Genomic DNA, 24,108 nt, shown 5'->3' on the forward strand with positions numbered 1-24,108 from the left:
TCAGACGCGCAAAGGACGCTGTAGCACTTTAAATTCTGCATAATTTTATCCTTAAATCGATTCCGATTTAAGGAATTATGCAGTGGGTCCGGCCGGGCATTCCAGCTCCGCCGGGCTCAGCTGTTTCTGGAAATGCCGATCCATTCTTGTGAGAGCAGAGGCCCGCAGAAATGAACCAGTCCCATTCCTTCCCGACCGACGATCCGCTCGACGGAGATACGCTGCATGAAGAATGCGGGGTTTTCGGAATTCTGGGACATCCCGATGCCGCCGCGCTGACGGCTCTCGGCCTGCATGCCTTGCAGCACCGTGGACAGGAAGCGGCCGGCATCGTCTCCTTCGACGGCAAGCGCTTTTATCAAGAGCGCCACATGGGCCTCGTCGGTGACCACTATACCAATCCGATGACGCTTGCCCGCCTGCCCGGCAGCATTACGATCGGTCATACCCGCTACTCGACAACCGGCGAAGTGGCCATGCGCAACGTCCAGCCGCTCTTTGCCGAATTGGAAGAAGGCGGCATCGCCATCGCCCATAACGGCAATTTCACCAACGGCCTAACGCTGCGCCGCCAGATCATCGCGACCGGCGCCATCTGTCAGTCGACCTCCGACACCGAGGTCGTCCTTCACCTCATAGCCCGCTCCCGTCACGCTTCGACATCCGACCGCTTCATCGACGCCATTCGCCAGATGGAAGGCGGCTATTCGATGCTCGCCATGACGCGCACCAAGCTGATTGCCGCGCGCGACCCGACCGGCATCCGCCCACTCGTCATGGGGGAATTCGACGGCAAGCCGATCTTCTGCTCGGAGACCTGCGCACTCGACATCATCGGCGCCAAGTTCATCCGTGACGTTGAGAACGGCGAGGTCATCATCTGTGAAATCCAGCCGGACGGCTCGATCAGCATCGATGCGCGCAAGCCCAGCAAGCCGCAGCCGGAACGCCTCTGCCTGTTCGAATATGTCTATTTCGCTCGCCCGGACTCGGTGGTCGGCGGCCGCAACGTCTATACGACGCGCAAGAGCATGGGCATGAACCTCGCCAAGGAATCGCCCGTCGATGGCGACGTGATCGTGCCGGTGCCGGATGGCGGGACGCCGGCAGCGCTCGGCTATGCCCAGCAGAGCGGCATTCCCTTCGAATACGGCATCATCCGCAACCACTATGTCGGGCGCACCTTCATCGAGCCGACGCAGCAGATCCGCGCCTTCGGCGTAAAGCTGAAGCATTCGGCCAACCGGGCGATGATCGAAGGCAAGCGCGTGGTGCTGGTTGACGATTCCATCGTGCGCGGCACGACGTCTCTCAAGATCGTCCAGATGATCCGCGAAGCCGGCGCGCGCGAAGTCCATGTCCGCGTCGCAAGCCCGATGATCTTCTTCCCGGATTTCTACGGCATCGACACCCCTGACGCAGACAAGCTGCTGGCAAACCAATATGCCGATGTCGAAGCCATGGCCAAATATATCGGCGCGGATTCGCTCGCCTTCCTGTCGATCGACGGCCTCTATCGCGCCGTTGGCGGCGAGGACCGCAACCCGGCCCGGCCGCAGTTCACCGACCATTATTTTACCGGCGACTATCCGACCCGCCTGCTCGACAAGAACGGCGAGTCCATGGGCAACAAGATTTCGATGCTTGCCAGCAACGGCTGACACGGCGCGCCGGCTTTTCCATTGTCCCATCCCGAGGGGTTCAATCGAACCCCTCTCCCTTCGTGAGGGAACACGGCATCATGAATATCAATCTTGAAGGCAAGATCGCACTCGTCACCGGTGCGTCGCGCGGCATCGGCTATTTCACGGCGCTGGAACTTGCCAAAGCCGGCGCCCATGTGATTGCCTGCGCCCGCACGGTCGGCGGGCTCGAGGACCTCGACGATGCGATCAAGGCTGTCGGTGGCACGGCAACACTCGTGCCCTTCGACCTTGCCGACATGAATGCGATCGATGCGCTCGGCGGCTCGATCTTCGAGCGCTGGGGCAAGCTCGACATCCTCGTTGCCAATGCCGGCGTGCTCGGCGTCATTTCGCCGATCGGCCATATCGAAGCGAAAGTGTTCGAGAAGGTGATGACCATCAACGTCACCGCGACATGGCGGCTGATCCGCTCGGTCGACCCGTTGTTGGCCCGCTCGGATGCCGGCCGCGCGGTGATCATCTCGTCGGGTGCTGCCCACAAGTGCCGCCCCTTCTGGGGCGCCTATTCCGCTTCCAAGGCTGCGGTCGAAGCGCTGGCACGCACATGGGCCGGCGAGAGCCAAAGCACACCGCTGCGGGTCACCAGCGTCGATCCGGGGGCGACACGCACGGCGATGCGGGCGCAGGCAGTGCCGGGCGAAGATCCGCAGACGCTGCCGCATCCCTCCGAGGTCGCAAAGGCAATCCTGCCGTTGCTGGGGCCTGGTGTGACGGAGACGGGCAAGCTGTTCATCATCCGGGAGAACAAGCTCGTCGATTATCGCCTGCCGGAATAAGCTTGACGTTCAGTTCGCTGCAACGGCTGGGAACAGCTGCGCCAGGCCCGTTTCCGACGGGCATAGCGCATTCAGGTCAACCGGTCCCTGGATGCCGTCCAAGGTGCCGTTATCGGCAAATTGCCAGATCGACCAACGACTGCACTCTTCCTGCCTCGGCTCTCTGAACACGCTGCGCAGCCACAGATAGTGGTCGGGGAAGCGTGATTCATTGCCTTTCAGATATTGATCGAAGAACTCCTGCGTGACGTAGAAAATAGGCTTTTCCGGAAAAGTGCCGTTCAGCTCGGTGAAAAAGGCGTTCACCTCGGCAACCATTTCCTCGAGCGTCGGGATCTTGTTGCAATTGCCGACAAACTCCAGATCGACGGCGATCGGCAGAGTTCCCTGCTCCTTCGGCACGGTCGCCAGGACATTCTGCGCTTGATCCTTGCCTGAGCGGCAGAAGGTGAAGAAATGATAGGCGCCCCTGACCACTCCAGCATCTCCAGCGCGCTGCCAGTTGTCGGCGAACTTGGAATCCCGATGGTCTCCGCCTTCCGTCGCCTTCATGAAGGCGAAACGGGCATTCGGCTGCGCGGCAACAACCTTCCAATCGATATCGCCCTGGTGATGGCTGACATCGATGCCTTGGATTGGATAGTTGCTAAGAGAGGGGTTGTTGAAGCGAAGCATCCCGAAATCGTATGCGAAATATGCAGCAAATGCGACCACCAGAACCGCAGTCGCTCCGATTGTCGATCGCGCAAGTCTCCGCATCCCTTCCCCCTATTTTCAACAGCTTCTCAACTGGCTATGCGAGATTTGTGCTCCGAAAATGGCGGACGAATTTCAAGGAGCGCGCTGATCGGTTTCAAAGACGTTGGTTGCTGCAATCGATTCACCGGATAGATGGATCCCGTTGCCGCTGGATCGCTCTTCGCCCCCTTGACCGGAAGCGCGAACCGGGCCATAAAACGCGCCATGAAAACGGTTATCTGCATTATCTGCCGGAAGATTATTCGCTAGCGCGAGCGCTGGCCCGGCCGTTTTCGTCTCCCAAATAGTCAAGATGCGAAACGCCCCGGTCCGCCGGTCGCACTATTTTTCTGATCGTGCATTTGGGAGAGTGAAATGGACGCGACGCCGGAACTGAAGCTGTACAACACGCTGACACGGGAAAAATCGGTCTTTTCGCCGATCGATCCCAACAATGTCCGCATGTATGTCTGCGGCCCGACCGTCTATGACTTCGCTCATATCGGCAATGCCCGGCCAGCCATCGTCTTCGATATGCTGTTCCGGCTGCTGCGCCATGTCTATGGCGAAGACCACGTCACTTATGTCCGCAACATCACCGACGTCGACGACAAGATCAATGCGCGGGCGCTTCGAGACCATCCGGGCCTGCCACTCAATGAAGCGATCCGCGCGGTCACCGAAAAGACCGAGACCCAATATCACGCCGATGTCGCCGAACTTGGCTGCCTGGAGCCGAGCTTCGAGCCGCGCGCCACCGACAATATCGTCGAGATGACCGAGATCATCGAGAAGCTGATCGGCAACGGCCATGCCTATGTCGCATCAGGCGAAGTGCTGTTCGACACCAAATCCATGGCGGATTACGGTCAGCTTTCGAAACGTCCGCTCGACGAGCAGCAAGCGGGTGCCCGCGTCGCTGTCGACGCGCACAAGAAGAACCCGGGTGATTTCGTGCTGTGGAAGCTGTCGAGCCATAACGAACCCGGCTGGGAGAGCCCATGGGGCCGGGGCCGGCCCGGTTGGCACATCGAATGCTCGGCGATGAGCAAGCGTTATCTCGGCGATATCTTCGACATTCACGGCGGCGGGCTGGACCTAATCTTCCCGCATCATGAAAACGAGATCGCCCAATCGCGCTGCGCCCACGGGACCGAGGTGATGGCGAATGTCTGGATGCATAACGGCTTCCTGCAGGTCGAAGGCCGCAAGATGTCGAAATCCGAAGGCAATTTCATCACCATCAACGAGTTGCTTCAGACGGAAATCTTCGGCGGCCGCAGATGGCCGGGTCAGGTGCTGCGCCTTGCCATACTGATGACGCATTACCGCGAGCCGATCGATTTTTCGATCAAGCGACTGGAAGAAGCCGAACGTCTGCTCGCCAAATGGCCGGCGGCAGAAGCCGGCGATGCGCCGCCCGATGAAACCGTGCTGAACGCGCTTTCCGACGACCTCAACACCGTCGCGGCAGTGCAGGCATTGCATGCGCTGGCGCAGGCTGCCCATGCGGATTCCGCAGCCCGCGCCGTCTTTGCCGCAACGGCCGACCTTCTGGGCCTGCTGCCGAAAAAGATGGAGATCGACGAAGCCGTCGCATCGGCGGTCGATGCGCTGGTCGCGATGCGGCTCGAAATGCTGAAGGCGAAGAACTTCCCCGAGGCTGACAAGATCCGCGACGAACTGACGGCGAAGGGCATCCAGTTGAAGGATGGCAAGGATCCGGTGACCGGCGAGCGGGTGACGACGTGGGAGGTCAAACGGTGAGAGTGGCGTGTTGGGATAAGACCCCTCCCCAACCCCTCCCCACAAGGGGGAGGGGCTACGGTGCCGCGCTGCTCCGATGCGAGATCACCACGACCGCAAACATTCGAGGCGGAAGCGAAGGCGGTGCCACGAGAGAGCCCTCCCCCTTGTGGGGAGGGTTGGGAGGGGTCTTGGCGCCTAGGCTGAAATCCCAAGGGAGACATACTCGATGACGACCTATACAGGCGGCTGCCAATGCGGAGCGATCCGTTTTCGCGTCAGCGGCGACATCAAGGATTCGTCGATCTGTCATTGCCGCATGTGCCAGAAGGCGTTCGGGGCTTATTATGCACCGCTGGTCTCGGTGCGCGGCGCCGATTTCGAATGGATACGTGGAGAGCGGAAAAAATTCCGCTCTTCCAACTTTGTCGAGCGCGGCTTTTGCGGCGATTGCGGCACGCCACTCACCTATGAGGCGCCGGATGGAATAGCGATTGCCGCGGGCGCCTTCGACGATCCCTCGGCATTTCCGCCGGTGGTCCAATTCGGGATCGAAGGCAAGATCGGTTTCGTCGATCATCTGCACGAATTGCCGGGGCACCGAACGGAAGAGGATGCGCAGGCTGCTCCCTTCCTGCTTGAGCTCGTCTCCCAACAGCATCCCGATCACGAGACGCAGGTATGGCCACCCAAGGAGCTCGGATGACGGCGGAATCAGACAGAAGCGGCGGGTGCCAGTGCGGCGCGGTGCGCTACCGCGCCAAAGGCGAACTCGGCTATCCCCATCTTTGCCATTGCCGCATGTGCCAGAAGGCGGCCGGTAATTATTTCATGCCGCTTGCCGCCGCGATGCGGAGCGATTTTACCCTGACGCGCGGCGCACCGAAATGGTTTCAGTCCTCGGATCTGGTGCGGCGCGGCTTCTGCGGCGATTGCGGCACGCCGCTGTTTTATGACATTCCGGAAGCGGAATTCATCAATATCACGCTCGGCTCACTGGATGATCCCGATGCGATCAAGCCGGTGATGCAATCGAACACCGGCCGCAAGATGTCCTGGTTTCATACGCTCGACGGCCTGCCGCTGGAACCAGAGGCTGAAACGCGCGATCGCGAGAACGCGATCGCGGCAAGCAACCATCAGCACCCCGACCACGACACGAAAAGCTGGCCCCTCGGAGAAACCTCATGACGGACACGATAAAAACAGGCGGATGCCAGTGCGGTGCCGTGCGCTTCCGCATCTCGGGCAGACTGGGGCGACCCTCGATCTGCCATTGCCGCATGTGCCAGAAACAGTTCGGCGGCTTCTTTTCGGCGCTCGTCACCGCGCCTGAGGAAGGGATGGAGTGGACACGTGGCGAGCCGAGCTACTTCCAGTCCTCGGTCAATATCGACCGCGGCTTCTGCAGCAATTGCGGCACGCCGATGACCTATCGTCATCCGGGCGGGCTGGAGCTTGCGATCGGCACTTTCGACGACCGCAGTGAGCTCGCACCGCTGATCCAGGTCAATTACGAGGCCCGCCTGCCCTGGGTCGAGGAAATCTTCGAGGCGCCGGTGCTGAAGGATCAGGATTTCTACTCACGACAGGAGGCGATCATCTCCTTCCAGCATCCCGATCACGACACCGAAGTCTGGCCCACGAAAGGCGTGAAGATATGACCGAGATACTGCGCACGCTCTATCCCGAAATCGAACCTTATGCTTCCGGCCATCTCGATGTCGGCGACGGCCATGTGATCTATTGGGAGCGCTCGGGAACGCCCGGCGCCAAGCCCGCCGTCTTCCTGCATGGCGGCCCGGGCGGCGGCATTTCGCCCGCCCATCGCCGGCTTTTCGATCCTGCTCTCTACGACGTCATGCTGTTCGACCAGCGCGGTTGCGGCAGGTCGACGCCGCATGCGGAACTCCATGCCAACACGACCTGGCACCTCGTCGCCGATATCGAGCGGCTGCGCGAAATGGCCGGTGTCGACAGCTGGCAGGTGTTCGGCGGCTCCTGGGGCTCGACGCTGGCGCTCGCCTATGCCGAAACGCATCCAGAGCACGTGTCCGAGCTCATCCTGCGCGGCATCTACACGCTGACCAAGGCCGAGCTCGACTGGTACTACCAATTCGGCGTCTCGGAGATGTTCCCTGACAAGTGGGAGCGGTTCATCGCGCCCATTCTGCCGGAGGAGCGGCATGAGATGATGCATGCCTATCATCGTCGCCTGACGCATGAAGACAAGAATATACGCCTCGTGGCGGCGCAGGCCTGGAGCATCTGGGAAGGCGAAACGATCACGCTGTTGCCGGAACCTTCGACCAGCGGCAAGTTCGAGGAGCCGGAATTCGCCTATGCATTTGCTCGCATCGAGAACCATTTCTTCGTCCATGCCGGCTGGATGGACGAGGGACAGCTGATCCGCGATGCTGGCAGGCTCAGGGACATTCCCGGCGTGATCGTGCATGGCCGCTACGACATGCCCTGCCCGGCCAAATATGCCTGGCTGCTGCACAAGGCCTGGCCGACGGCGGAGTTCCACCTGATCGAGGGCGCGGGCCATGCCTATTCGGAGCCTGGGATTCTCGATCGGCTGATCCGGGCGACGGATAGGTTTGCGGGGAAGAAAGACTGATGTCGCACGCTGTGGCTAACCCCCTCTGCCCTGCCGGGCATCTCCCCCACAAGGAGGGAGATCGGCTGGGCGCAAGCTCCTTGCCAGAGCCTCGATGGTCTGCACCACAGCTCAGCGGATTTCCGATCTCGCCCCTTGTGGAGGGTAAGTCCCGAATAAAAGCAGTCAATGCCTGGGAGGCATCGTGGTGACTAAGGAAAAAATCTACCTCTTCGACACGACGCTCCGGGACGGGCAGCAGACGCCCGGCATCGATTTTTCCGTCGAGGACAAGATCGCGATCGCCGCCATGCTGGACGAATTCGGCATCGATTACGTCGAGGGCGGATATCCCGGCGCCAATCCGACGGATACCGCCTTCTTCAGCGAGAAACGCACCAGCCAAGCCAGTTTCGTCGCCTTCGGCATGACGAAGCGGGCGGGCGTTTCGGTCTCCAACGATCCCGGCATTGCCGGGCTGCTGCAGGCGAAATCCGACGCCATCTGTTTCGTCGCCAAGAGCTGGGATTATCATGTCGCGGTAGCGCTTGGCTGCACCAATGAGGAAAACCTCGAATGCATCGCCGAAAGCGTCAAGGCAGCGGTTGGCGCGGCCAAGGAGGCGATCGTCGATTGCGAGCATTTCTTCGACGGCTTCAAGGCCAATCCGGCCTATGCGCTCGCCTGCGCCAAGACGGCCTATGAGAGCGGCGCCCGCTGGGTCGTGCTCTGCGACACCAATGGCGGCACACAGCCGCCGGAGGTGCGGGCCATCGTCGAGGCGGTGATCGCCTCAGGCGTTCCCGGCCACTGTCTTGGCATCCATGCGCATAACGACACCGGACAGGCAGTTGCCAATTCGCTTGCCGCAGTCGAAGCCGGCGTCCGGCAGATCCAGGGTACGCTGAACGGCATCGGCGAGCGCTGCGGCAATGCCAATCTGGTGACGCTGATCCCGACGCTGGCGCTGAAGAGCGCCTACAACACACGTTTCGAAACGGCGATCGATGAGGAGCGGCTGCTCAACCTCACCCGGCTCTCGCATGCCTTCGACGAGCTGCTCAACCGCTCGCCCGACCACCAGATGCCCTATGTCGGCGCCTCCGCCTTCGCCACCAAGGCCGGCATCCATGCATCGGCGCTGATCAAGGACCCACGGACCTACGAACATGTGCCGCCGGAAACCGTCGGCAACTTCCGCAAGGTCATGGTCTCCGACCAGGGCGGCAAGGCGAACTTCATCAATGCGCTGAAACGGCGCGGTATCGCGGTCGCCAAGGACGATCCGAAACTCGACCTGCTGATCTCCATCGTCAAGGAACGTGAATCCATCGGCTATGCTTATGAGGGCGCGGATGCGAGCTTCGAACTGCTGGCCCGCCGCACGCTCGGCACGATCCCGGAATTCTTCACCATCGAAGGCTTCCGCGTGATGATCGAGCGCCGCTTCGACAGTCTCGGCCGCGTGAAGATCGTCTCGGAGGCGGTGGTCAAGATCACCATCGACGGCCAGACGCTGATGTCGGTTGCCGATGCCGAAGGCCCGGTCAACGCGCTCGACCTCGCGCTACGCAAGGATTTCGGCAAGTACCAGCACGAGATCGACGATCTGGTGCTCGCCGATTTCAAGGTGCGTATCCTCAATGGCGGCACCGAGGCGATCACCCGCGTGCTGATCGAATCCACCGACAGCGACGGCGTGCGCTGGTGGACGGTCGGCGTCTCCGAGAACATCATCGACGCTTCGTTCCAGGCTTTGATGGATTCGGTCATTTACAAGCTGATGAAGAACCGGCAGTTGGCGGGCAAGATCGCGGCGGAATAAAACTATTCCGTCGGTCTGGCGTAAAAACCCCAGCCCGAATACCATTCGCTTCCTTCGGACGCCGCCCTCCACCGCAGGGCGCCGGATCATCGCGTCGTCTCCCGCTTCAAATCCTCTCACCCTTCATTCAACGAAATGAATTGGCCTATTCACGGCGCTTAAGCTAGGCCGGATCAGAAGAAGAACAAAGATGGAAACACCGATGTCGACCGATGCATCCGTTCCTTTGGCCAAGAACGAAGACAGTCCGCGCGGGTTCGCCTTCGCGCTGACGGCCTACCTGCTCTGGGGCTTCCTGCCAATCTACATGAAGGCGGTGGCGCATATCTCGCCGGCCGAGGTGATCGCCCATCGCATCGTCTGGTCGCTGCCGCTGGCGGGCATTGTGCTGATCGTGCTCGGTCGCACGCAAGACATCCGAACGGCACTCGGCTCGCCGCGCATGCTGGCGATGGCGGCGCTGACGGCGTCGCTGATCACCGTCAACTGGGGCACCTATGTCTGGGCGATCGGCGCCGGCCATTCGCTCGATGCAGCACTCGGCTATTTCATCAATCCGCTGTTCAGCATCTTCCTCGGCGCTATGTTCCTCAAGGAAAAGCTGCAGCCGCTGCAGATCGCGGCGATCGCGCTTGCGGCGCTTGCCGTCGCCATTCTCGCGCTGGACAGCGGCGGCATCCCGTGGGTGGCGCTGACGCTGGCGATCAGCTGGGGGTTCTACGCCCTGTTGCGCAAGACGCTGCCGCTCGGGCCGAACCAGGGCTTCTTCCTCGAAGTGCTGATCCTCAGCGGACCGGCCCTCCTCTACATTCTCTATCTCGAATTCGGCGGCCAGGGCCACCTCTACCGCACCGGTCTTGCCGACACGACCCTGCTGCTCGGCTGCGGCGTCATCACCGCCGTGCCGCTGATGATCTATGCGAACGGCGCCAAGCTGTTGAAACTCTCGACGATCGGCATCATGCAGTATATCGCGCCGACGATGATCTTCCTGATCGCGGTCTTCGTCTTCCACGAGCCATTCGGCACGGCGCGCATGATCGCCTTCCCGCTGATCTGGGCGGGGTTGTTCCTCTATAGCTGGTCGATGCTGAAGGGAAGCCGCGGGCGTTAGCTGCGGGCTTTTCCTGGCCACACCCAAAGCATGTAGTCGGTGCTCCGTAACGATCCATCAAAGCAGGAGCGTGTTGGCTCAAAGCCAGGACACCAGCGCCGTGCGGACAAGGATTCCCGCCAATGCGCTCACGATGGCAACGCCTGCCACCGACCGGAGCGCTGGCACCGAAGCGATAAGGATGGAAAGACCAGGAAGGTCGAGAGCGTTTACCAGAAATGCGGATCCGCGAATTATTTTCTCAGGCTGAAGACGTAGCTCCTTGTGGACGTCGAGTAACAGGGTGACCGCTGCACTTGATCCTGCCAGGCACTTTGTGAGGAAGAACAGGACATCCTGCTGCGAAGCGCTGAGCAACTGAAGCAATGGCAGCGCGACGGACGTGAAGGCCGAAAGTGCGCCTGTGGTTTGGATAAGCCTGACCATTAGAAGTGAGATCACCAGCACCGGCAGGATTGCAGAAATGAGCCGAACGGCGTCTGCGCCACCGCGGTTGATCGCCGTCAGCAGATCGAGCCTTGCGGCGACGGGCTCATCCGCCTTGTAACAGGAACAGATCTGTCCAGACTGGAAACGGAGCCCAACCAGCCAGCAGGCAAGAGTGGAGGCCACAAGCGCTCCGCAAATACCGTTCACGATGATCAAGCCGGGATCGACACCGAGACTTGCGAGCGGAAAACTGGCATTTGCCGGCGCGGCCGCAAGCACCGCGGCAAAGGCAGCGGCCCGACATCTCTCCGACGTCCCCTTGTGCGCCATGAGCGACAGGGCCGAGACCGGGGCAGCCGAACTGACGAGGCTGAGCTGGATAATCGCCAAGGCTCCGAAACCGTCCAGACCGAACAATCCGAAGAGCGGATTGGCCTTGCCGGCGATCCATCGCAATGCCCTCATGCCTTCGAGATAGCGCATCAGCGAGAAGGTCACGATCATCAACGGCAGAAAGGTGAATATTGCTATGTCGACGGCACTTCGTCCGGCATCCAGAATGGCGGTGATCAGAATTGTCATGGGAACGAGTGGCTTGATGGCCGCGCCGGACTTGCGGCGGACTTAACGGAGGAAACGGGCTCCGAAATCCGATCCCGGAGCCCGTTCGTTCAAATTCTATTCCGGTTGGAAGGATTCATCGAAAAAGCGGGCAACCTCGGAATAGGCCTGCATGCGGTTGGTTTCCATGAGAGCGAGGTGCGTCGCCTCCCCGATTCCCACCCATCGCCTGTAGGAGGCGCCGGTCAGTTGCTCAAAATAGGTTCGCGCCAGATCAAGCGGAACGTCGATGTCCCATTCGCCGTGCAACAGCAGCACCGGAGAGCGGATTTCGCTCGGCCGATAGTAGGGATTTCCAGATCGCCAGTAGGTGCGGATGTCCTGGATCGGCCCATTCGTGGCCCGAAGTTGGCCTTGCTCCCTGTCAGCCTGCGACGTCTCTTCCGAAAGGGTCAGTTTGGCCCAGAGGTCGAACCAGCCCTCCGGCACAAGTCGCTCACGCGCGTATTCGGGTGCGGTGCTCAGCCAACGCGCCAAGGCCGCATGGACTGGGACAAGCCGATATGAACCGAGGACACCACCCTGGTCGATCGGGATGGGAACGTCGCTCAGCCATTGCGGCGCGAGCAGTGCAAGCTTGACGATCTTGTCGCCGTTGCTCGCAGCATATGCGCCGGCCACGGTGCCGCCCCAGGACATTGCGAAGACGTTGACGGCGTTGAGACCGCGAAGTCGAAGGACGAAATCGACAGCCGTTGCGAAGTCCATGACGCCAGTGTCGGTGCCGACAAGCGGCGGGTTGAGATCGGGCTCCGTCTGCATTTCCGGCGGGCGGGTCGACTTTCCATAGCCCCGGACATCAACCGCAAAGACATCGAAGCCTTGATGGGCGAGGAAGTCTATGAAAGAAATCCCGTTGAAGGGAACATCGTAAAGACTTCCGGACGAGAAGGTCGCCCCGTGCACCATTACGATTGTTTTCTCCGCGAGAAAGGCTTTGTGATCTCTCCTTCGCTTATTGCGGAGATAGAGCTTGATGCCATCGGTTCCGCTATCGACGTAATGCTCGTCGAATACGATCTCGCCTGCGTCAAAAGCTGAAGATGCAAGCTTGTTCTCAGACATAGGACCACCTGAATTTTTCGCCGTCGCGGGTCACATAACCAGCAGACGAGCCGGGGAAATGCGTGGAGAAGTAAATGGCACGATTATCGGCTGCGAACTCGAGGACACGCCGTCTGGACTGGGCAGCCTGATCCAGGAATTCGCAGAACACCGTGTTGAGGTCGGGACGCTCCACCTGGATCGGATGGTGCATAACATCGCCGCCAAAAAACGCCGCTTCCTTGTCCGATTCCAGAATAACGGACATATGGCCGATGCTGTGGCCAGGTGTCGGCAAGAAGGTGAATCGATCCAGGAAAGGACCGCCTGCGCTGTCGATGAAATCAGCAAGCCCCGCCTCGATCACGGGCCGCACGCTGTCTTCATAGACGCCGGAACTGGGAATGTTGACGTCGTTGTGGCTTGCCGTTGACGAGTAATATTCCTGCTCGGCGCGGGGGAAGATGTAGCGCGCATTTTTGAAGGTGGGAATCCATCTTCCGTCCTCAAGCACGGTATTCCAGCCGGAATGATCGACGTGGAGATGGGTATTGATGACGAAGTCGACGTCTTCCGGCCCGACACCCGCCTGGCGCAGCCTGTTGAGAAACGGGATGGTCTGATGGTGGAAGCTGGGATTACGCGGTCTTTCCTTGTCGTTGCCCGAGCCGGTATCGATGAGGATGATGTGGTCGGGCGTCCTTACAAGCCAAGTATGTATACTCACCACAAGGGCATCGCGGCCCTCTTCCATATCGACAGCGGAAGGCCGCGGCTCGACCGCCCTAAGTTCCTCAGAAGCGGCAGCCGGATAGAGAAACGAGGGCGGGACGTTGTGCAGATACTGCTCTTGCACCTTCCTCACCGTCACGCCGGCAATATGATATTCCTTTTCAAGATCGCTCATGGAATTTCCTTTCGAGTTGAACTGGAACCGGGGACAGCGCTGTCTGATGCCTATGGACAATAGGGAGATTTCGTGCAACGATCAAATCGATGAATGAAATTGTCTCCATCGATCATTTCAATTTGTGGTCCTTTGACCTGAACCTGCTCGTCGCATTCGATGCGCTCATGAAGGAGCGGAGCGTGACGAAAGCTGCTGTTCGTCTGAAAATCCAGCAGCCTGCCATGAGCCACAATCTCGGAACTCTTCGCACACTGCTTCAGGATGAGCTGTTCGTGCGTGTCGGCCAGGTCATGCAGCCGACCCATCGCGCGCTGCGTTTCGCCGAGGCGGTGGAGCAGATACTCAGCCGTACGCAGCAGGCGATCGTAACGCCTAATGCCTTTGAGCCCGGCAAGGCCGAGCAGATATTCCGTATCGGCTTTTCCAGCGAGCTTGAGGTGCTGCTCGTGCCGCGTCTCGCCGCTATGTTGAACGAGACGGCGCCCGGCATTAGAGTGCTCGCCCGTGCGGTCAATCCCGAGATGGTCCACAAGCTTCTGGACGACAACGTCATCGATCTCGGCGTCGGCTGCTACGATGACGGCAACAATAGACATCGGCGCAGCCTGCTGTTCGAACAATCACTGATGTGCTGCTACAATCCGAAGCTTCTCGATCTTCCCCAAGCATTGGACCGCGACAGCTATGTCGGGCTGAAGCATGCACTGGTTTCACAGAAGGATGCCATCGAAGGCTGCATTGATGATGCGTTGAAGCGGATCAACGTGCGGCTCGACGTGTCGGTGGCAGCGCCGGAATTCCTGACTGTGCTGACGGCTGTCCTGGAAGCGCCCTTGATCGCGACGCTGCCGACCAGAATTGTGAAGCGGTATGCCGGCCTATTTGGCTTGGCAGTCGCCGACGTTCCCCTCGATTTAACGGTAAGCCCGATATCGATGGTCTGGTCGGCAGCAAGCGACAATGATCCCGCCAATAGATGGATACGATCTCAGGTGACGCAGCTTGTTTCGGCTTATAGCTGAATTTGCTTGCAAAATAGCTTGACCGCGCGAGGGCCGCCTGCCCGCCTACATCTTCGAAATCACCTCGTCCTCGCCGTCACGATCGGCGGCGAGCTGGGCTGCCTGGGCCATGATCGCCGGAATGATGCCGGAGATCTCGTCGACGACGAGCGGTTGCACCCGATGGGCGGTATGCAGGAAACCTTCTTCGGTCATATGGCGCATCAGTTCCATCATCGGATCCCAGAAACCGTTGACGTTGGCAAAGACCATCGGCTTCTCGTGGCGGCCGAGCTGCGCCCAGGTCATGATCTCGACGATCTCCTCCAGCGTACCGATGCCGCCGGGCAGCGCCACGAAGGCATCGGAGCGCTCGAACATGGTGTGTTTGCGCGCATGCATGTCAGGGGTTACAATGAGTTCGTTCAGCTGACCGAGCGAGTGGCGAGTCGCTTCCATATCGATCAGGAATTCGGGAATGATGCCCGTGACCTGACCGCCGCCTGAAAGCACGCCGCTGGCAACCGCGCCCATGATGCCTTTGGTACCCCCACCATAGACGAGGCGCAGGCCGTATTCGGCGATCTCTCTTCCGAGAGCACGCCCGGCCGCCATGTGGGAAGGATCGCGTCCCGGCCTTGAGCCGCAGTAAACGCAGATGGATCGAATCGATACAGATTGTTCGGTCATGAGGGCAAAACAACTATTCCATTTCAATGCAGTCAAGAAAATTGACTGAAAAGCAGCATGCCTAGCTTGCCTAATTGCTTTGAATGCTTGTGGAAAGCAACGGGAATCGCTAGCAATTTTGGGTATTACGGCAAATTGCCGCTCTGGGAGACATAATGATGAAGAACCGTGCCGGCTTGCTGGCTCTTGCAGTCCTCGCAATCGCAATCATACTGATGGTGTTTTTCGTCATGCCGCGCATCGGCGGCGATGCAGCCAAGGTCGGCGACGCCATCAACCAAGCGAGCACGGAGCTCAAGAACACGGTTAACGAGGCGGCAAAGACATCGCGCTCCGCTGTGGGCGACGCGGCTGCGGTCGCCGACCAGGTGGGCCGCCTATCGGCCGATGCCGGCGTGTCGCTCAGCGAGCTCAAGGCGCTGTTTGCCGACGGCAAGGGCCCTGCCATCGATGTCTTCACCGCCGCCAAGACCAAGGCCGTCAGCGCGCTGACCGCGCTTGCTGATTTTACAATCCCCGAGGGCCTCGATCCCGCGACCCAGACCCTTGCCACAAAGGCCAAGGACGGCGGCGCGAAGGCGCTCGCCATCGTCCAGGCGCTGCCTGAGAACATTGCCGATGCGCTTGCCGCGATCGCCAAGGCAGAGGCTGCTCTGACCGGTGCGCCGGAGACCGCCCCTGCGGCGAACACGGCAGTGGAGAATACCGGCCCGAAACTTCCGGCCTTCGACGTATTGCGCGTCGAGCCCGACGGATCGACGGTGATTGCCGGTTCCGCCGAACCGAACGGCAAGCTCGAGGTGCTCGACGGCGAGAAGGTGGTGACGACGGCCAATGTCGATGCGAGCGGCGATTTTGCTGCCGTTCTCGACGATCCGCTTCCGGCCGGCGACCACCAACTCGTGCTCAAGTTCACGGGAAAGGACGGCAAGAGCACGCTTTCCGAAGAAGTCGCGACCATTTCCGTGCCGAAGGACGGCAATGGCGCCAATCTGCTCGCCATGGTCTCCAAACCCGGCGCGGCGAGCCGTATCATTACTGCGCCGAAGGCCGGAACCGAAGTTGCCGATGCCTCCAATCCGATGGCTCCGCCTGCGAACAAGCCGGCAACGGACGAAAGCTCGGCTACGCCTGCCGCAACAGCTGCACCAACCGGCGAGCTGGCGCTGCAGGCGCCGAACCTCACCGACACCTCCTCCGGCGGCGCAGCTACGCCATCGGATAAGACGAATGTGCCCGATGTGATGGTCAATGCCGTCGAAATCGAGGGCAGCAAGATCTTTATTGCCGGCACGACGCGCCCTAACGCCAAGGTAATCGGTTATGCCGACGACAGCCTCGTCGGCCAGGATACCGCCGGCTCCGACGGCCACTTCGTCATCGACGGCGTGGTGGCGCTCTCGGTTGGCGACCACAAGATCCGCGTCGATGTCGTTGATCCCACGGGCAAGGTGATCGTGCGCGCGGCGGTCAACTTCAATCGCCCTGCCGGCGACCAGGTCAGGGTCGCCGCGCAATCGGTACCCGCCGACACGAACAGCGCTCCCTCGATGGTGCCGCTCGACGAAGGCGAGCTCGACAAACTCAAAGCCGAAGTCGGCAAGGCCTTCGGCCTGCTCAAGGGGCTGTTTGCCGATGGCAAGCTGCCAGGCGCCGAGCAGCTCGCCGCGGCGCGCTCGGGAACGGAATTCGCTCTCCGTTCCGTCGCCGATTTCCGGCCTGCGGCCGATGCGCCGGACGCCTTCAAGCACACGTCAGGCGCCGCCTCTCAGATCGCCGGCAATGCGCTGAAACTGCTGCAGGGCCTGCCGAAGGATGCGAAATCCGTGGGCAGCGCACTCGACAGGCTCGGCGCGATGATCGCCGAACTCTCCGTTGCACCCGCGCCGGCAGCGCCGTCCGCAAACGATGTCGGAAGCAGCCAGCCGAAGACGATCGAACAGGCGCCGCTGACGGCAAACAACGCGGCAGTCATCATTCGCCGCGGCGACACGCTGTGGCAGATCTCACGCCGCACCTATGGCCTCGGTGTTCGTTACACGACGATCTACATCGCCAACGAGGACAAGATCGTCAATCCGGATCGCATCCGCCCCGGTCAGATCTTCGGCCTGCCGAAGGATGTGTTGCCGAATGCCGAAGAGCTGCACCGCAAGCGCATGTCCGGCCAGCATCTCTAAACTGCAAAACAACGCGACGAGGCCGGGTGGGATAAACGCCCGGCCTCGTCGTTTCCTTACCCCTGCATTTGTTGTATTCGTCCGCCTGGCACCCTATCTGGCGGTGGCGGCCGCGGGTTGTGGGAAGCGCTTTCAGGCACGTCCCGGTTCCGTGCTTTTGCCGGCATCGAAGCGCCGCAATCGCGGCAAGCCCATCCGGGCTGGAGACAAGCATGGCAAACGGCAAGACAGTCTCGGAATCCAACCTGCTGCAGACGCTTCTCAACCTCTGGCCCTATATGTGGCCGGCCGGCCGGCCCGACCTCAGGATGCGCGTCGTCTGGGCCTCGGTCTTTCTGCTGATCTCCAAGTTCGTATTGCTGCTCGTTCCCTATTTCTTCAAATGGTCGACCGATGCGCTGAACGGCAGGATGGATCTTGCAGGCTCTGTGCCGCCGCTGCTGGCCGGCGCCATCGCGCTGGTGATTGCTTATAACATCACCCGGCTGATCCAGCTTGGCCTCAACCAGTTGCGCGACGCGCTCTTTGCCAGCGTCGGACAACATGCGGTGCGCCAGCTTGCCTACAGAACCTTCGTGCACATGCATGAGCTGTCGCTGCGCTTCCATCTGGAGCGCAAGACCGGCGGGCTCTCGCGCATTATCGAGCGCGGCACCAAGGGCATCGAGACGATCGTGCGCTTCACGATCCTCAATTCTGTCCCGACCGTCATCGAATTCCTGCTGACGGCAGTGATCTTCTGGTGGGGCTACGGCTTCTCCTATCTCGCCGTTACCGCTTTTACCGTCTGGGCCTATATCTGGTTCACGATCCGCGCCTCCGACTGGCGCATCGCCATCCGCCGCTCGATGAACGACAGCGATACCGACGCCAACACCAAGGCGATCGACTCCCTCCTCAATTTCGAGACCGTCAAATATTTCGGCAATGAGGAGATGGAGGCAAAGCGCTTCGACAAATCGATGGAACGCTACGAGAAAGCGGCGACCGACGTCTGGACTTCGCTCGGCTGGCTGAACTTCGGCCAGGGCGTCATCTTCGGCATCGGCACGACGATCATGCTGGTACTGTCGGCGCTGGCCGTGCAGCGCGGGGAGCAGACGGTCGGCGATTTCGTCTTCGTCAATTCGATGCTGCTGCAGCTTTCCGCACCGCTGAACTTCATCGGCTTCGTCTACCGCGAAATCCGCCAGGGGCTGACCGATATCGAGCAGATGTTCGACCTGCTTGAAGTGAAGGCCGAGGTCAACGATGCGCCCGATGCGACAGAACTTCGGATCGGCCAAGGCGCGATCTCCTTCAAGGACGTGCACTTCGCCTACGATCCGGCTCGCCCGATCCTGAAGGGCATTTCCTTTGAGGTGCCGGCAGGCAAGACGGTCGCCGTCGTCGGTCCATCAGGTGCGGGCAAATCGACGCTGTCGCGCCTGCTCTATCGTTTCTACGATATCCAGAGCGGCGCGATCACCGTCGACGGTCAGGATATCCGCACGGTGACGCAGAAGAGCCTGCGCTCTCTCATCGGCATGGTGCCGCAGGATACCGTGCTCTTCAACGATACCGTCGCCTACAACATTCGCTACGGCCGCACATCGGCCAGCGAGGGCGAGGTCTTTGCGGCGGCTGAGGTGGCGCAGATTGCGCATTTCATCGAAATGCTGCCCGAGGGGTTCGAAACCAAGGTCGGCGAGCGCGGGTTGAAGCTTTCGGGCGGCGAGAAGCAGCGGGTGGCGATCGCCCGCACCATCCTTAAAGCGCCGCCGATCCTGATCCTCGACGAGGCGACGTCTGCGCTCGACACGACGACGGAGCGGGAAATCCAGGAGGCACTCGACCTGGTTTCGAAGAACCGCACGACGCTGGTCATCGCCCACCGGCTTTCGACTGTCATCAACGCCGATGAAATCATCGTACTCAAAAGCGGCGAGATTGCCGAGCGCGGAACACATGCCGCCCTCCTCGAAAGAAACGGCCTTTATGCCTCGATGTGGAACCGCCAGCGCGAGGCGACGCAGGCCGAAGAACATCTGAAGCAGGTGCGCGAAAGCGACGAGCTGGGGGTCATAAGTCGGCTTGCTCCGGCAAGCTGAGGGGGAAACCGACGCCGGCCGGCTTTTGTTGTTCAGAACCCCGGCGTGGAAACCAGGGCCGAGGCCGCAGCATTGCCCCGGAGACGGTTTTTCGCTAACCAGCAAAAATGAAAACGCAAGGAGACCGGCAGCCATGAGCCTGTTCAATACGGTTCGCAACACGATCGTCCCCGTGCACAAGGAGGGTTATCCCTTCGTTGCCGCCTTCTTCGTCGCGTCGCTTGTCTTGGGCTGGATCTTCAAGCCGCTCTTCTGGATCGGCATGATCTTCACGCTCTGGTGCGCCTATTTCTTCCGCGATCCCGAGCGCGTGACCCCGCAGGACGACGATCTGGTGATCTCTCCCGCCGATGGCAAGGTCTCGGCGATCCAGATGGTGACCCCTCCGGCAGAGCTCAATCTGGGCTCCGAGCCGATGCTGCGCATCTCGGTCTTCATGAACGTCTTCAATTGCCATGTGAACCGGGCGCCGATGCGCGGGCGCATCGTCAGCATCAACTACCGCTCCGGCAGCTTCGTCAACGCCGAGCTCGACAAGGCGAGCGAGGACAATGAGCGCAATGGACTGGTGATCGAAACCCGCCACGGCCAGATCGGCGTCGTGCAGATCGCCGGCCTCGTGGCGCGGCGTATCCTCTGCTGGGCAAACCCCAACGAACCGGTGGATGCCGGCGAGCGCTTCGGGCTGATCCGTTTCGGATCGCGGCTCGACGTATTCCTGCCCGCCGGTGCTGCGCCACGCGTCTCGCTCGGCCAGACGGCGGTTGCGGGAGAAACCGTCATCGCCGAATTCGCCTCCGCCAAGGGTCCCGTCATCAGCCGCCGCAGCTAGAGCGGTTCAGATTCACGGAAGCGACCGCTGCGCAGTTTTGCTGGAATTGCTTTAGGAACGATTGGAACGCGATATGGAAACGCCTTTTCCGCCTTTCGAGCCCAATGGGCCGGATGATTCCGCCCGCGGCCCACGTCTGCGCGAAATCCCGCTCCGGCTCGTCTTTCCGAACCTCATCACCATTCTGGCGATCTGCGCCGGGCTGACCGGCATCCGGCTGGCTTTCGAGAATCGTTACGAGCTCGCCGTCTCGATGGTGCTGCTCGCTGCCTTCCTCGACGGTATCGACGGGCGCGTGGCGCGGCTGATGAAGGCGACTTCCAAATTCGGCGCGCAGATGGATTCGCTTGCCGACATCGTCAATTTCGGCGTCGCACCCGCCCTCGTCGTTTATGTCTTCGCGCTCGACCAGGCGCGCTCGCTCGGCTGGATCGCCGCCCTGATCTATGCGATCGCCGCCGGGCTTCGCCTTGCCCGTTTCAACGTCATGGCCGAACGCGAAAACAAGGCGAGCTGGCAATCGGAATATTTCGTCGGCGTGCCGGCGCCGGCCGGCGCCATGCTGGTGCTGCTGCCGGTCTATCTCGGCTTCCTCGGGCTGGCGACGGACCGCACCTTCGCCTATCTCTCGTCGATCTATACCGTGCTTATTGCCTTCCTGCTGATCAGCCGGCTGCCGGTCTGGTCGGGCAAATCGGAAGGCAACCGCTTGCGGCGCGATCTCGTGCTGCCGATGATGCTCGGCGTCGTGCTCTATGTGGCTCTGCTGATGAGCTACACCTGGGAGGTGATGGTCTTCACCGTTGCCGCCTACCTCGTATCGCTTCCCTTCGGCGCGCGGAAATGGCAGCGGAAATATGGGACGCTGACGATCGAGGAACCCGGCGTCGGCGACGACGATATCGGCCGGCACATCTGATCTGCCAGCATTTCCGGATTTCTCCAAATGACGGAAATGCTTCTTTCCCTTCGTTCTGACGGATCCCCGTGAAAAGCATGCGTTTCCCCGGAGAAACCGTGCGCTTATCCGGGTGAAAACTGTTCCGCGCTTCCCCAGAAAACCGACTTCGCACTTTTATTGGAACTGCTCTCTTCAGTAAGTATTAACCAACATAGGCTTCAGTTAAGCCTCGCGAATTGTGGTGCGCGTTTACAAATCCTGATAAGCTACGCCCCCATTTTGTCGCTATTCGTGACGAAACATCAAACTATAAAATACCCAGGGAAGAACCACGTAAGGAGAGTATCGTGACTTCGAAGAAGAGCAGTACCGGCGAACAGCAGGCGGCCAAGCCAGACCTCGCCGCAAACTATCGCCCCGTCGGCCTGAAGGCTGTTGCCGCAGCGTCGCTGATGGCGAAGCATAAGCCGACCAGCGTCAAGAAATCCGCTTGAGGCGGAAGGCTTCACATTGGAATCATGCGTGCTTTCGGGTTACATGCGTTAGGCAGCGCTGACGAAGTGACGAGGCAATTGCCGGAAATCTCCTGACAACGCTCTGGCGACATCAGCACAACCCGAAAACCTGATGGACGAAGCGACGCATCGCCGCCGCTTATGTGAGACGTCGGCGCCGATAGGTCGCCGACGAGCCTGCTGGTGCGGCGGATAGTGTTCAGAAGAAGCTGAGCTGGCCGTCGTCAGGCTTTTGCTTTTCGGGCGCCTTCAGCGGCTTTTCGACGACGACCGGCTCCTGCAGGTCGGGACCCATATTGGCAACCTTGTTGACCTTGTCGGAGACCGGGACGGCCTCGAAAAAATTGTCCTGAACGGGCTGCATCAGGTCGACCACGTCGCGCGGTTCCCGCGTGTTGCAATCGAGCCAGCGCGAGAAATCCTCAGGTCTGACGACGACAGGCATGCGATCGTGGATCGCTGATATGGCTGAATTGGCTGATGTTGTCAGGATCGCGCCGGTATCGACCTCGGAGCCGTCGGCCGAGGACCATGTCTCCATCAGCCCGGCAAAGGCGATGACCCCGCCCAGGCGCGGCCTGATCCAGTAGGGCTGCGGCCGCTCGCCGCTTTCCTTCGACGGGCGATGCCATTCATAAAAACCGGAGGCTGGAATGAGCACGCGGCGATGACGCATGGCCGCGCGGAAGGAGGCTTTGCCGATCGCGGTTTCAGAGCGCGCGTTGATCAGCAGCGGGAAATCTCTCGGATCCTTGACCCAGCCCGGCGTCAGGCCCCAGCGCACGAGCACGGCGCGCCGGTCGGCCAAGTTGCTGCCTTGCTCCCTGCCCTCGCCGGATATGACGACGAGGATCGGTTGCGTCGGCGCGATGTTGTAGCGCGCCGGAAAATCGTCGAGATCGAGACCGGAGAAGACGTCGCTCAGGTCGGCGCTGGAGCTTGTCAGGGCGAAACGTCCACACATCGGCCTGTCTTTGCACCCGGCTCATGTCCGGTCAAGACGCCTCAGCCTCTCGGTGCGAAGAGGATGAGGCTGGCGCCAGCAAGGCAGATCAGCGCGCCGCCGATATCGTAACGATCAGGCACGCGGCTCTCGACCAGCCAGAGCCAGAGCAGCGAGGCGAGGATATAAATGCCGCCATATGCCGCGAAGGTGCGGCCGGCGGCCTCGCTCGGCACCAGCGTCAGAAGCCAGGCGAAAAGCGCCAGGGAGACCATGCCCGGTGCCAGCCACCAGAGGGGCTTTTCGAGCTTCAGCCATGCCCAGAAGGCAAAGCAGCGCGATCTCGAAGAGAGCGGCAAACGCAAATATGATGTAGGTCATGGAAGCACCTTTCGAATCTCCGCCGCACTCTTCATCCGATAAGATGGGCGATCACAGCAAGGGCAGGCCCCGATGACCTCCACCGCCAGAGCCGCCTCCTCCGCCATTCTCAAACGAGACGAGCGATTCCTCCTCGTGTTGCGGCGCAATCCGCCTTCCGCCGACATGTACGCCTTTCCCGGCGGGCGGGCCGAGCCCGGCGAAGCGCCGGAGCAAACGGCATTGCGCGAATTTCATGAAGAGACCGGCATTTCGGCACGCAATCCGCGGCTGTTTTCGACCTACGAGCTGAAGACGCATGCGGCCGACGGCAGCGTCAACAGCCATTTCCTGCTGTCGGTTTTTCGGGTTGATGCCGATGAAGACGCGGTGGCGGAAGCCGCCGACGACGCGGTCGCCCTCGGCTGGTTCACGGTGGAGGAAATCCGGCAACTGCCCGTGCCGCAGAGCGTGCTCGAATGCGCAGAGCGGCTGGCGAGCGGCGAATAGACGTGGAAACTTTGAAGCACGCCTTGTTGCTGTCATGCTGAGCGTATCAACTGGGAGCATGATTCCCGTTCGACGCGTTTTCCTGTCCCTGCTCGTGCTCGCCGGCCCTACGATGGCGCAGGGCAAGAATACGCCGCCTCCACAGGAGGAGGAGATTGCGCCGCCGATCGTGAGCGTGCCCTACGACGACAAGCTGGCGCGGTTCGCCGAGGTGCTGGGTTCGGTGCATTATCTGAGAACGCTCTGCAAGGCGCCCGGCGGCGACGAGTGGCGAAACGGCATGCAGCAGCTGCTCGATTCGGAGACCGGCAACGAGCCGCAGCGCAAGGAAAGGCTCACAGCGGCCTTCAATCGCGGCTATCGCGCCTTCGCCTCGGTCTATACGGATTGCACCCCGGCGGCCATCGTGGCAGAAGAGCGCTACCGTAACGAAGGTGCAACACTTGCCACAGAAATTACCTCGCGCTTTGGAAATTGACGTTTAATTAACCTGTTTTCGCATGCGGACGTGTCGTTTTGGGAAAAGGCTGTTAGTGTTGTTAACGGTGCAGTAAGACATGAGAAGTTCTGAGGAA

At 60.7% G+C, this 24,108-nt stretch carries 23 protein-coding genes and 1 pseudogene; 17 read left to right on the top strand and 7 right to left on the bottom strand.

The features are described 5' to 3' along the window. Positions 1-170: 170 nt before the first annotated feature. Together purF and ACIPSK_RS20825 are read left to right on the top strand one after the other, a co-directional pair. Positions 171-1,661, top strand: coding sequence for an amidophosphoribosyltransferase (gene purF, locus ACIPSK_RS20820; RefSeq protein WP_029872970.1), 1,491 nt, complete (start codon positions 171-173; stop codon positions 1,659-1,661). Between the two features lie 80 nt (positions 1,662-1,741). Then, positions 1,742-2,482: an SDR family NAD(P)-dependent oxidoreductase gene (locus ACIPSK_RS20825; protein ID WP_162118499.1), complete on the top strand. Its 741-nt coding sequence runs from the start codon at positions 1,742-1,744 to the stop codon at positions 2,480-2,482. A gap of 9 nt (positions 2,483-2,491) precedes the next feature. Here ACIPSK_RS20825 and ACIPSK_RS20830 read toward each other — a convergent pair whose 3' ends face one another. Continuing rightward, a complete protein-coding gene (locus tag ACIPSK_RS20830; protein ID WP_162118500.1) occupies positions 2,492-3,241 on the bottom strand; it encodes a glycoside hydrolase family 25 protein in 750 nt (249 codons plus the stop codon). Between the two features lie 354 nt (positions 3,242-3,595). On the opposite strand from ACIPSK_RS20830, the gene cysS reads away from it, so the two are divergent. From cysS to rarD, 7 genes are all read left to right on the top strand, one after another. Continuing rightward, positions 3,596-4,987: a cysteine--tRNA ligase gene (cysS, locus tag ACIPSK_RS20835; protein WP_162118501.1), complete on the top strand. Its 1,392-nt coding sequence runs from the start codon at positions 3,596-3,598 to the stop codon at positions 4,985-4,987. 208 nt (positions 4,988-5,195) lie between these two features. Then, positions 5,196-5,672, top strand: a complete 477-nt coding sequence (locus ACIPSK_RS20840) for a GFA family protein (protein WP_162118502.1) — start codon at positions 5,196-5,198, stop codon at positions 5,670-5,672. Next, complete coding sequence (locus ACIPSK_RS20845; RefSeq protein ID WP_162118503.1) at positions 5,669-6,157, top strand: GFA family protein; 489 nt, start codon at positions 5,669-5,671, stop codon at positions 6,155-6,157. The genes ACIPSK_RS20840 and ACIPSK_RS20845 overlap by 4 nt, the downstream gene beginning before the upstream one ends. After that, positions 6,154-6,630 (top strand): GFA family protein, encoded by a 477-nt coding sequence (locus tag ACIPSK_RS20850; protein WP_162118504.1) that lies wholly within the window; start codon positions 6,154-6,156, stop codon positions 6,628-6,630. Before ACIPSK_RS20845 ends, ACIPSK_RS20850 begins: the two co-directional genes overlap by 4 nt. After that, positions 6,627-7,589, top strand: coding sequence for a prolyl aminopeptidase (gene pip, locus ACIPSK_RS20855; protein ID WP_162118505.1), 963 nt, complete (start codon positions 6,627-6,629; stop codon positions 7,587-7,589). Before ACIPSK_RS20850 ends, pip begins: the two co-directional genes overlap by 4 nt. 187 nt (positions 7,590-7,776) lie before the next feature. Then, positions 7,777-9,393: a citramalate synthase gene (cimA, locus tag ACIPSK_RS20860; protein ID WP_162118506.1), complete on the top strand. Its 1,617-nt coding sequence runs from the start codon at positions 7,777-7,779 to the stop codon at positions 9,391-9,393. Positions 9,394-9,595: 202 nt separating this feature from the next. Next, positions 9,596-10,507 carry an EamA family transporter RarD gene (gene rarD, locus ACIPSK_RS20865; RefSeq protein WP_026154088.1) on the top strand — a complete coding sequence of 304 codons (912 nt, stop codon included), beginning with the start codon at positions 9,596-9,598 and terminating at the stop codon, positions 10,505-10,507. 78 nt (positions 10,508-10,585) lie between these two features. Here the strand turns inward: rarD and ACIPSK_RS20870 are convergent, their stop codons facing one another. The 3 genes from ACIPSK_RS20870 to ACIPSK_RS20880 all read right to left on the bottom strand — a co-directional run bounded on the left by ACIPSK_RS20870 (position 10,586) and on the right by ACIPSK_RS20880 (position 13,586). Next, positions 10,586-11,518 (bottom strand): hypothetical protein, encoded by a 933-nt coding sequence (locus ACIPSK_RS20870; RefSeq protein ID WP_162118507.1) that lies wholly within the window; start codon positions 11,516-11,518, stop codon positions 10,586-10,588. A 96-nt stretch (positions 11,519-11,614) separates the two neighbouring features. Next, the gene (locus ACIPSK_RS20875) at positions 11,615-12,622 is read right to left on the bottom strand and encodes an alpha/beta hydrolase (protein WP_162118508.1); all 1,008 of its coding nucleotides are present in this window, start codon (positions 12,620-12,622) and stop codon (positions 11,615-11,617) included. Beyond that, positions 12,615-13,586, bottom strand: a complete 972-nt coding sequence (locus tag ACIPSK_RS20880) for an MBL fold metallo-hydrolase (RefSeq protein WP_446532964.1) — start codon at positions 13,584-13,586, stop codon at positions 12,615-12,617. The genes ACIPSK_RS20875 and ACIPSK_RS20880 overlap by 8 nt, the downstream gene beginning before the upstream one ends. A gap of 11 nt (positions 13,587-13,597) precedes the next feature. Between ACIPSK_RS20880 and ACIPSK_RS20885 the strand changes: the two genes are divergently transcribed. Further along, the gene (locus tag ACIPSK_RS20885) at positions 13,598-14,533 is read left to right on the top strand and encodes a LysR family transcriptional regulator (protein WP_017963688.1); all 936 of its coding nucleotides are present in this window, start codon (positions 13,598-13,600) and stop codon (positions 14,531-14,533) included. A gap of 45 nt (positions 14,534-14,578) precedes the next feature. On the opposite strand, the gene ACIPSK_RS20890 is transcribed toward ACIPSK_RS20885, so the two are convergent. Continuing rightward, positions 14,579-15,202: an LOG family protein gene (locus ACIPSK_RS20890; RefSeq protein ID WP_003558142.1), complete on the bottom strand. Its 624-nt coding sequence runs from the start codon at positions 15,200-15,202 to the stop codon at positions 14,579-14,581. Positions 15,203-15,357: 155 nt separating this feature from the next. On the opposite strand from ACIPSK_RS20890, the gene ACIPSK_RS20895 reads away from it, so the two are divergent. From ACIPSK_RS20895 to ACIPSK_RS20915, 5 genes are all read left to right on the top strand, one after another. After that, positions 15,358-17,382, top strand: a complete 2,025-nt coding sequence (locus ACIPSK_RS20895) for a LysM peptidoglycan-binding domain-containing protein (protein ID WP_162118510.1) — start codon at positions 15,358-15,360, stop codon at positions 17,380-17,382. Positions 17,383-17,594: 212 nt separating this feature from the next. Further along, positions 17,595-19,472, top strand: a complete 1,878-nt coding sequence (locus ACIPSK_RS20900) for an ABCB family ABC transporter ATP-binding protein/permease (RefSeq protein ID WP_017963686.1) — start codon at positions 17,595-17,597, stop codon at positions 19,470-19,472. A 28-nt stretch (positions 19,473-19,500) separates the two neighbouring features. Next, positions 19,501-20,304, top strand: a complete 804-nt coding sequence (locus ACIPSK_RS20905) for a phosphatidylserine decarboxylase (RefSeq protein ID WP_261320923.1) — start codon at positions 19,501-19,503, stop codon at positions 20,302-20,304. A 73-nt stretch (positions 20,305-20,377) separates the two neighbouring features. Beyond that, positions 20,378-21,223, top strand: a complete 846-nt coding sequence (pssA, locus tag ACIPSK_RS20910; RefSeq protein WP_026154087.1) for a CDP-diacylglycerol--serine O-phosphatidyltransferase — start codon at positions 20,378-20,380, stop codon at positions 21,221-21,223. Positions 21,224-21,552: 329 nt separating this feature from the next. Continuing rightward, positions 21,553-21,699 (top strand): hypothetical protein, encoded by a 147-nt coding sequence (locus ACIPSK_RS20915; protein ID WP_003558132.1) that lies wholly within the window; start codon positions 21,553-21,555, stop codon positions 21,697-21,699. Between the two features lie 220 nt (positions 21,700-21,919). On the opposite strand, the gene ACIPSK_RS20920 is transcribed toward ACIPSK_RS20915, so the two are convergent. Together ACIPSK_RS20920 and ACIPSK_RS20925 are read right to left on the bottom strand one after the other, a co-directional pair. Further along, positions 21,920-22,684 carry an SOS response-associated peptidase gene (locus tag ACIPSK_RS20920; RefSeq protein WP_162118511.1) on the bottom strand — a complete coding sequence of 255 codons (765 nt, stop codon included), beginning with the start codon at positions 22,682-22,684 and terminating at the stop codon, positions 21,920-21,922. Positions 22,685-22,725: 41 nt separating this feature from the next. Then, positions 22,726-23,044: pseudogene (locus ACIPSK_RS20925) on the bottom strand (YnfA family protein). A 72-nt stretch (positions 23,045-23,116) separates the two neighbouring features. Between ACIPSK_RS20925 and ACIPSK_RS20930 the strand changes: the two are divergent. Next, on the top strand, positions 23,117-23,533 hold the full coding sequence (locus ACIPSK_RS20930; RefSeq protein ID WP_162118512.1) for an NUDIX hydrolase: 417 nt from the start codon (positions 23,117-23,119) through the stop codon (positions 23,531-23,533). A gap of 34 nt (positions 23,534-23,567) precedes the next feature. Next, on the top strand, positions 23,568-24,011 hold the full coding sequence (locus ACIPSK_RS20935; protein WP_017963680.1) for a TIGR02301 family protein: 444 nt from the start codon (positions 23,568-23,570) through the stop codon (positions 24,009-24,011). The last annotated feature ends 97 nt before the right edge of the window (positions 24,012-24,108 follow it).

This window comes from Rhizobium sp. LARHSG275, assembly GCF_052871115.1.

What these genes read in the sequence shown, in the direction of transcription:
- ACIPSK_RS20895 (WP_162118510.1), top strand. Translation starts at nt 15,358, where the DNA reads ATGATGAAGAACCGTGCCGGCTTGCTGGCTCTTGCAGTCCTCGCAATC.
- ACIPSK_RS20870 (WP_162118507.1), bottom strand. Translation starts at nt 11,518, where the DNA reads ATGACAATTCTGATCACCGCCATTCTGGATGCCGGACGAAGTGCCGTC.
- ACIPSK_RS20935 (WP_017963680.1), top strand. Translation starts at nt 23,568, where the DNA reads ATGCTGAGCGTATCAACTGGGAGCATGATTCCCGTTCGACGCGTTTTC.
- ACIPSK_RS20875 (WP_162118508.1), bottom strand. Translation starts at nt 12,622, where the DNA reads ATGTCTGAGAACAAGCTTGCATCTTCAGCTTTTGACGCAGGCGAGATC.
- ACIPSK_RS20900 (WP_017963686.1), top strand. Translation starts at nt 17,595, where the DNA reads ATGGCAAACGGCAAGACAGTCTCGGAATCCAACCTGCTGCAGACGCTT.
- cysS (WP_162118501.1), top strand. Translation starts at nt 3,596, where the DNA reads ATGGACGCGACGCCGGAACTGAAGCTGTACAACACGCTGACACGGGAA.
- ACIPSK_RS20845 (WP_162118503.1), top strand. Translation starts at nt 5,669, where the DNA reads ATGACGGCGGAATCAGACAGAAGCGGCGGGTGCCAGTGCGGCGCGGTG.
- ACIPSK_RS20830 (WP_162118500.1), bottom strand. Translation starts at nt 3,241, where the DNA reads ATGCGGAGACTTGCGCGATCGACAATCGGAGCGACTGCGGTTCTGGTG.
- ACIPSK_RS20825 (WP_162118499.1), top strand. Translation starts at nt 1,742, where the DNA reads ATGAATATCAATCTTGAAGGCAAGATCGCACTCGTCACCGGTGCGTCG.
- purF (WP_029872970.1), top strand. Translation starts at nt 171, where the DNA reads ATGAACCAGTCCCATTCCTTCCCGACCGACGATCCGCTCGACGGAGAT.
- ACIPSK_RS20840 (WP_162118502.1), top strand. Translation starts at nt 5,196, where the DNA reads ATGACGACCTATACAGGCGGCTGCCAATGCGGAGCGATCCGTTTTCGC.
- ACIPSK_RS20920 (WP_162118511.1), bottom strand. Translation starts at nt 22,684, where the DNA reads ATGTGTGGACGTTTCGCCCTGACAAGCTCCAGCGCCGACCTGAGCGAC.
- ACIPSK_RS20850 (WP_162118504.1), top strand. Translation starts at nt 6,154, where the DNA reads ATGACGGACACGATAAAAACAGGCGGATGCCAGTGCGGTGCCGTGCGC.
- pssA (WP_026154087.1), top strand. Translation starts at nt 20,378, where the DNA reads ATGGAAACGCCTTTTCCGCCTTTCGAGCCCAATGGGCCGGATGATTCC.
- rarD (WP_026154088.1), top strand. Translation starts at nt 9,596, where the DNA reads ATGTCGACCGATGCATCCGTTCCTTTGGCCAAGAACGAAGACAGTCCG.
- ACIPSK_RS20930 (WP_162118512.1), top strand. Translation starts at nt 23,117, where the DNA reads ATGACCTCCACCGCCAGAGCCGCCTCCTCCGCCATTCTCAAACGAGAC.
- pip (WP_162118505.1), top strand. Translation starts at nt 6,627, where the DNA reads ATGACCGAGATACTGCGCACGCTCTATCCCGAAATCGAACCTTATGCT.
- ACIPSK_RS20890 (WP_003558142.1), bottom strand. Translation starts at nt 15,202, where the DNA reads ATGACCGAACAATCTGTATCGATTCGATCCATCTGCGTTTACTGCGGC.
- ACIPSK_RS20885 (WP_017963688.1), top strand. Translation starts at nt 13,598, where the DNA reads ATGAATGAAATTGTCTCCATCGATCATTTCAATTTGTGGTCCTTTGAC.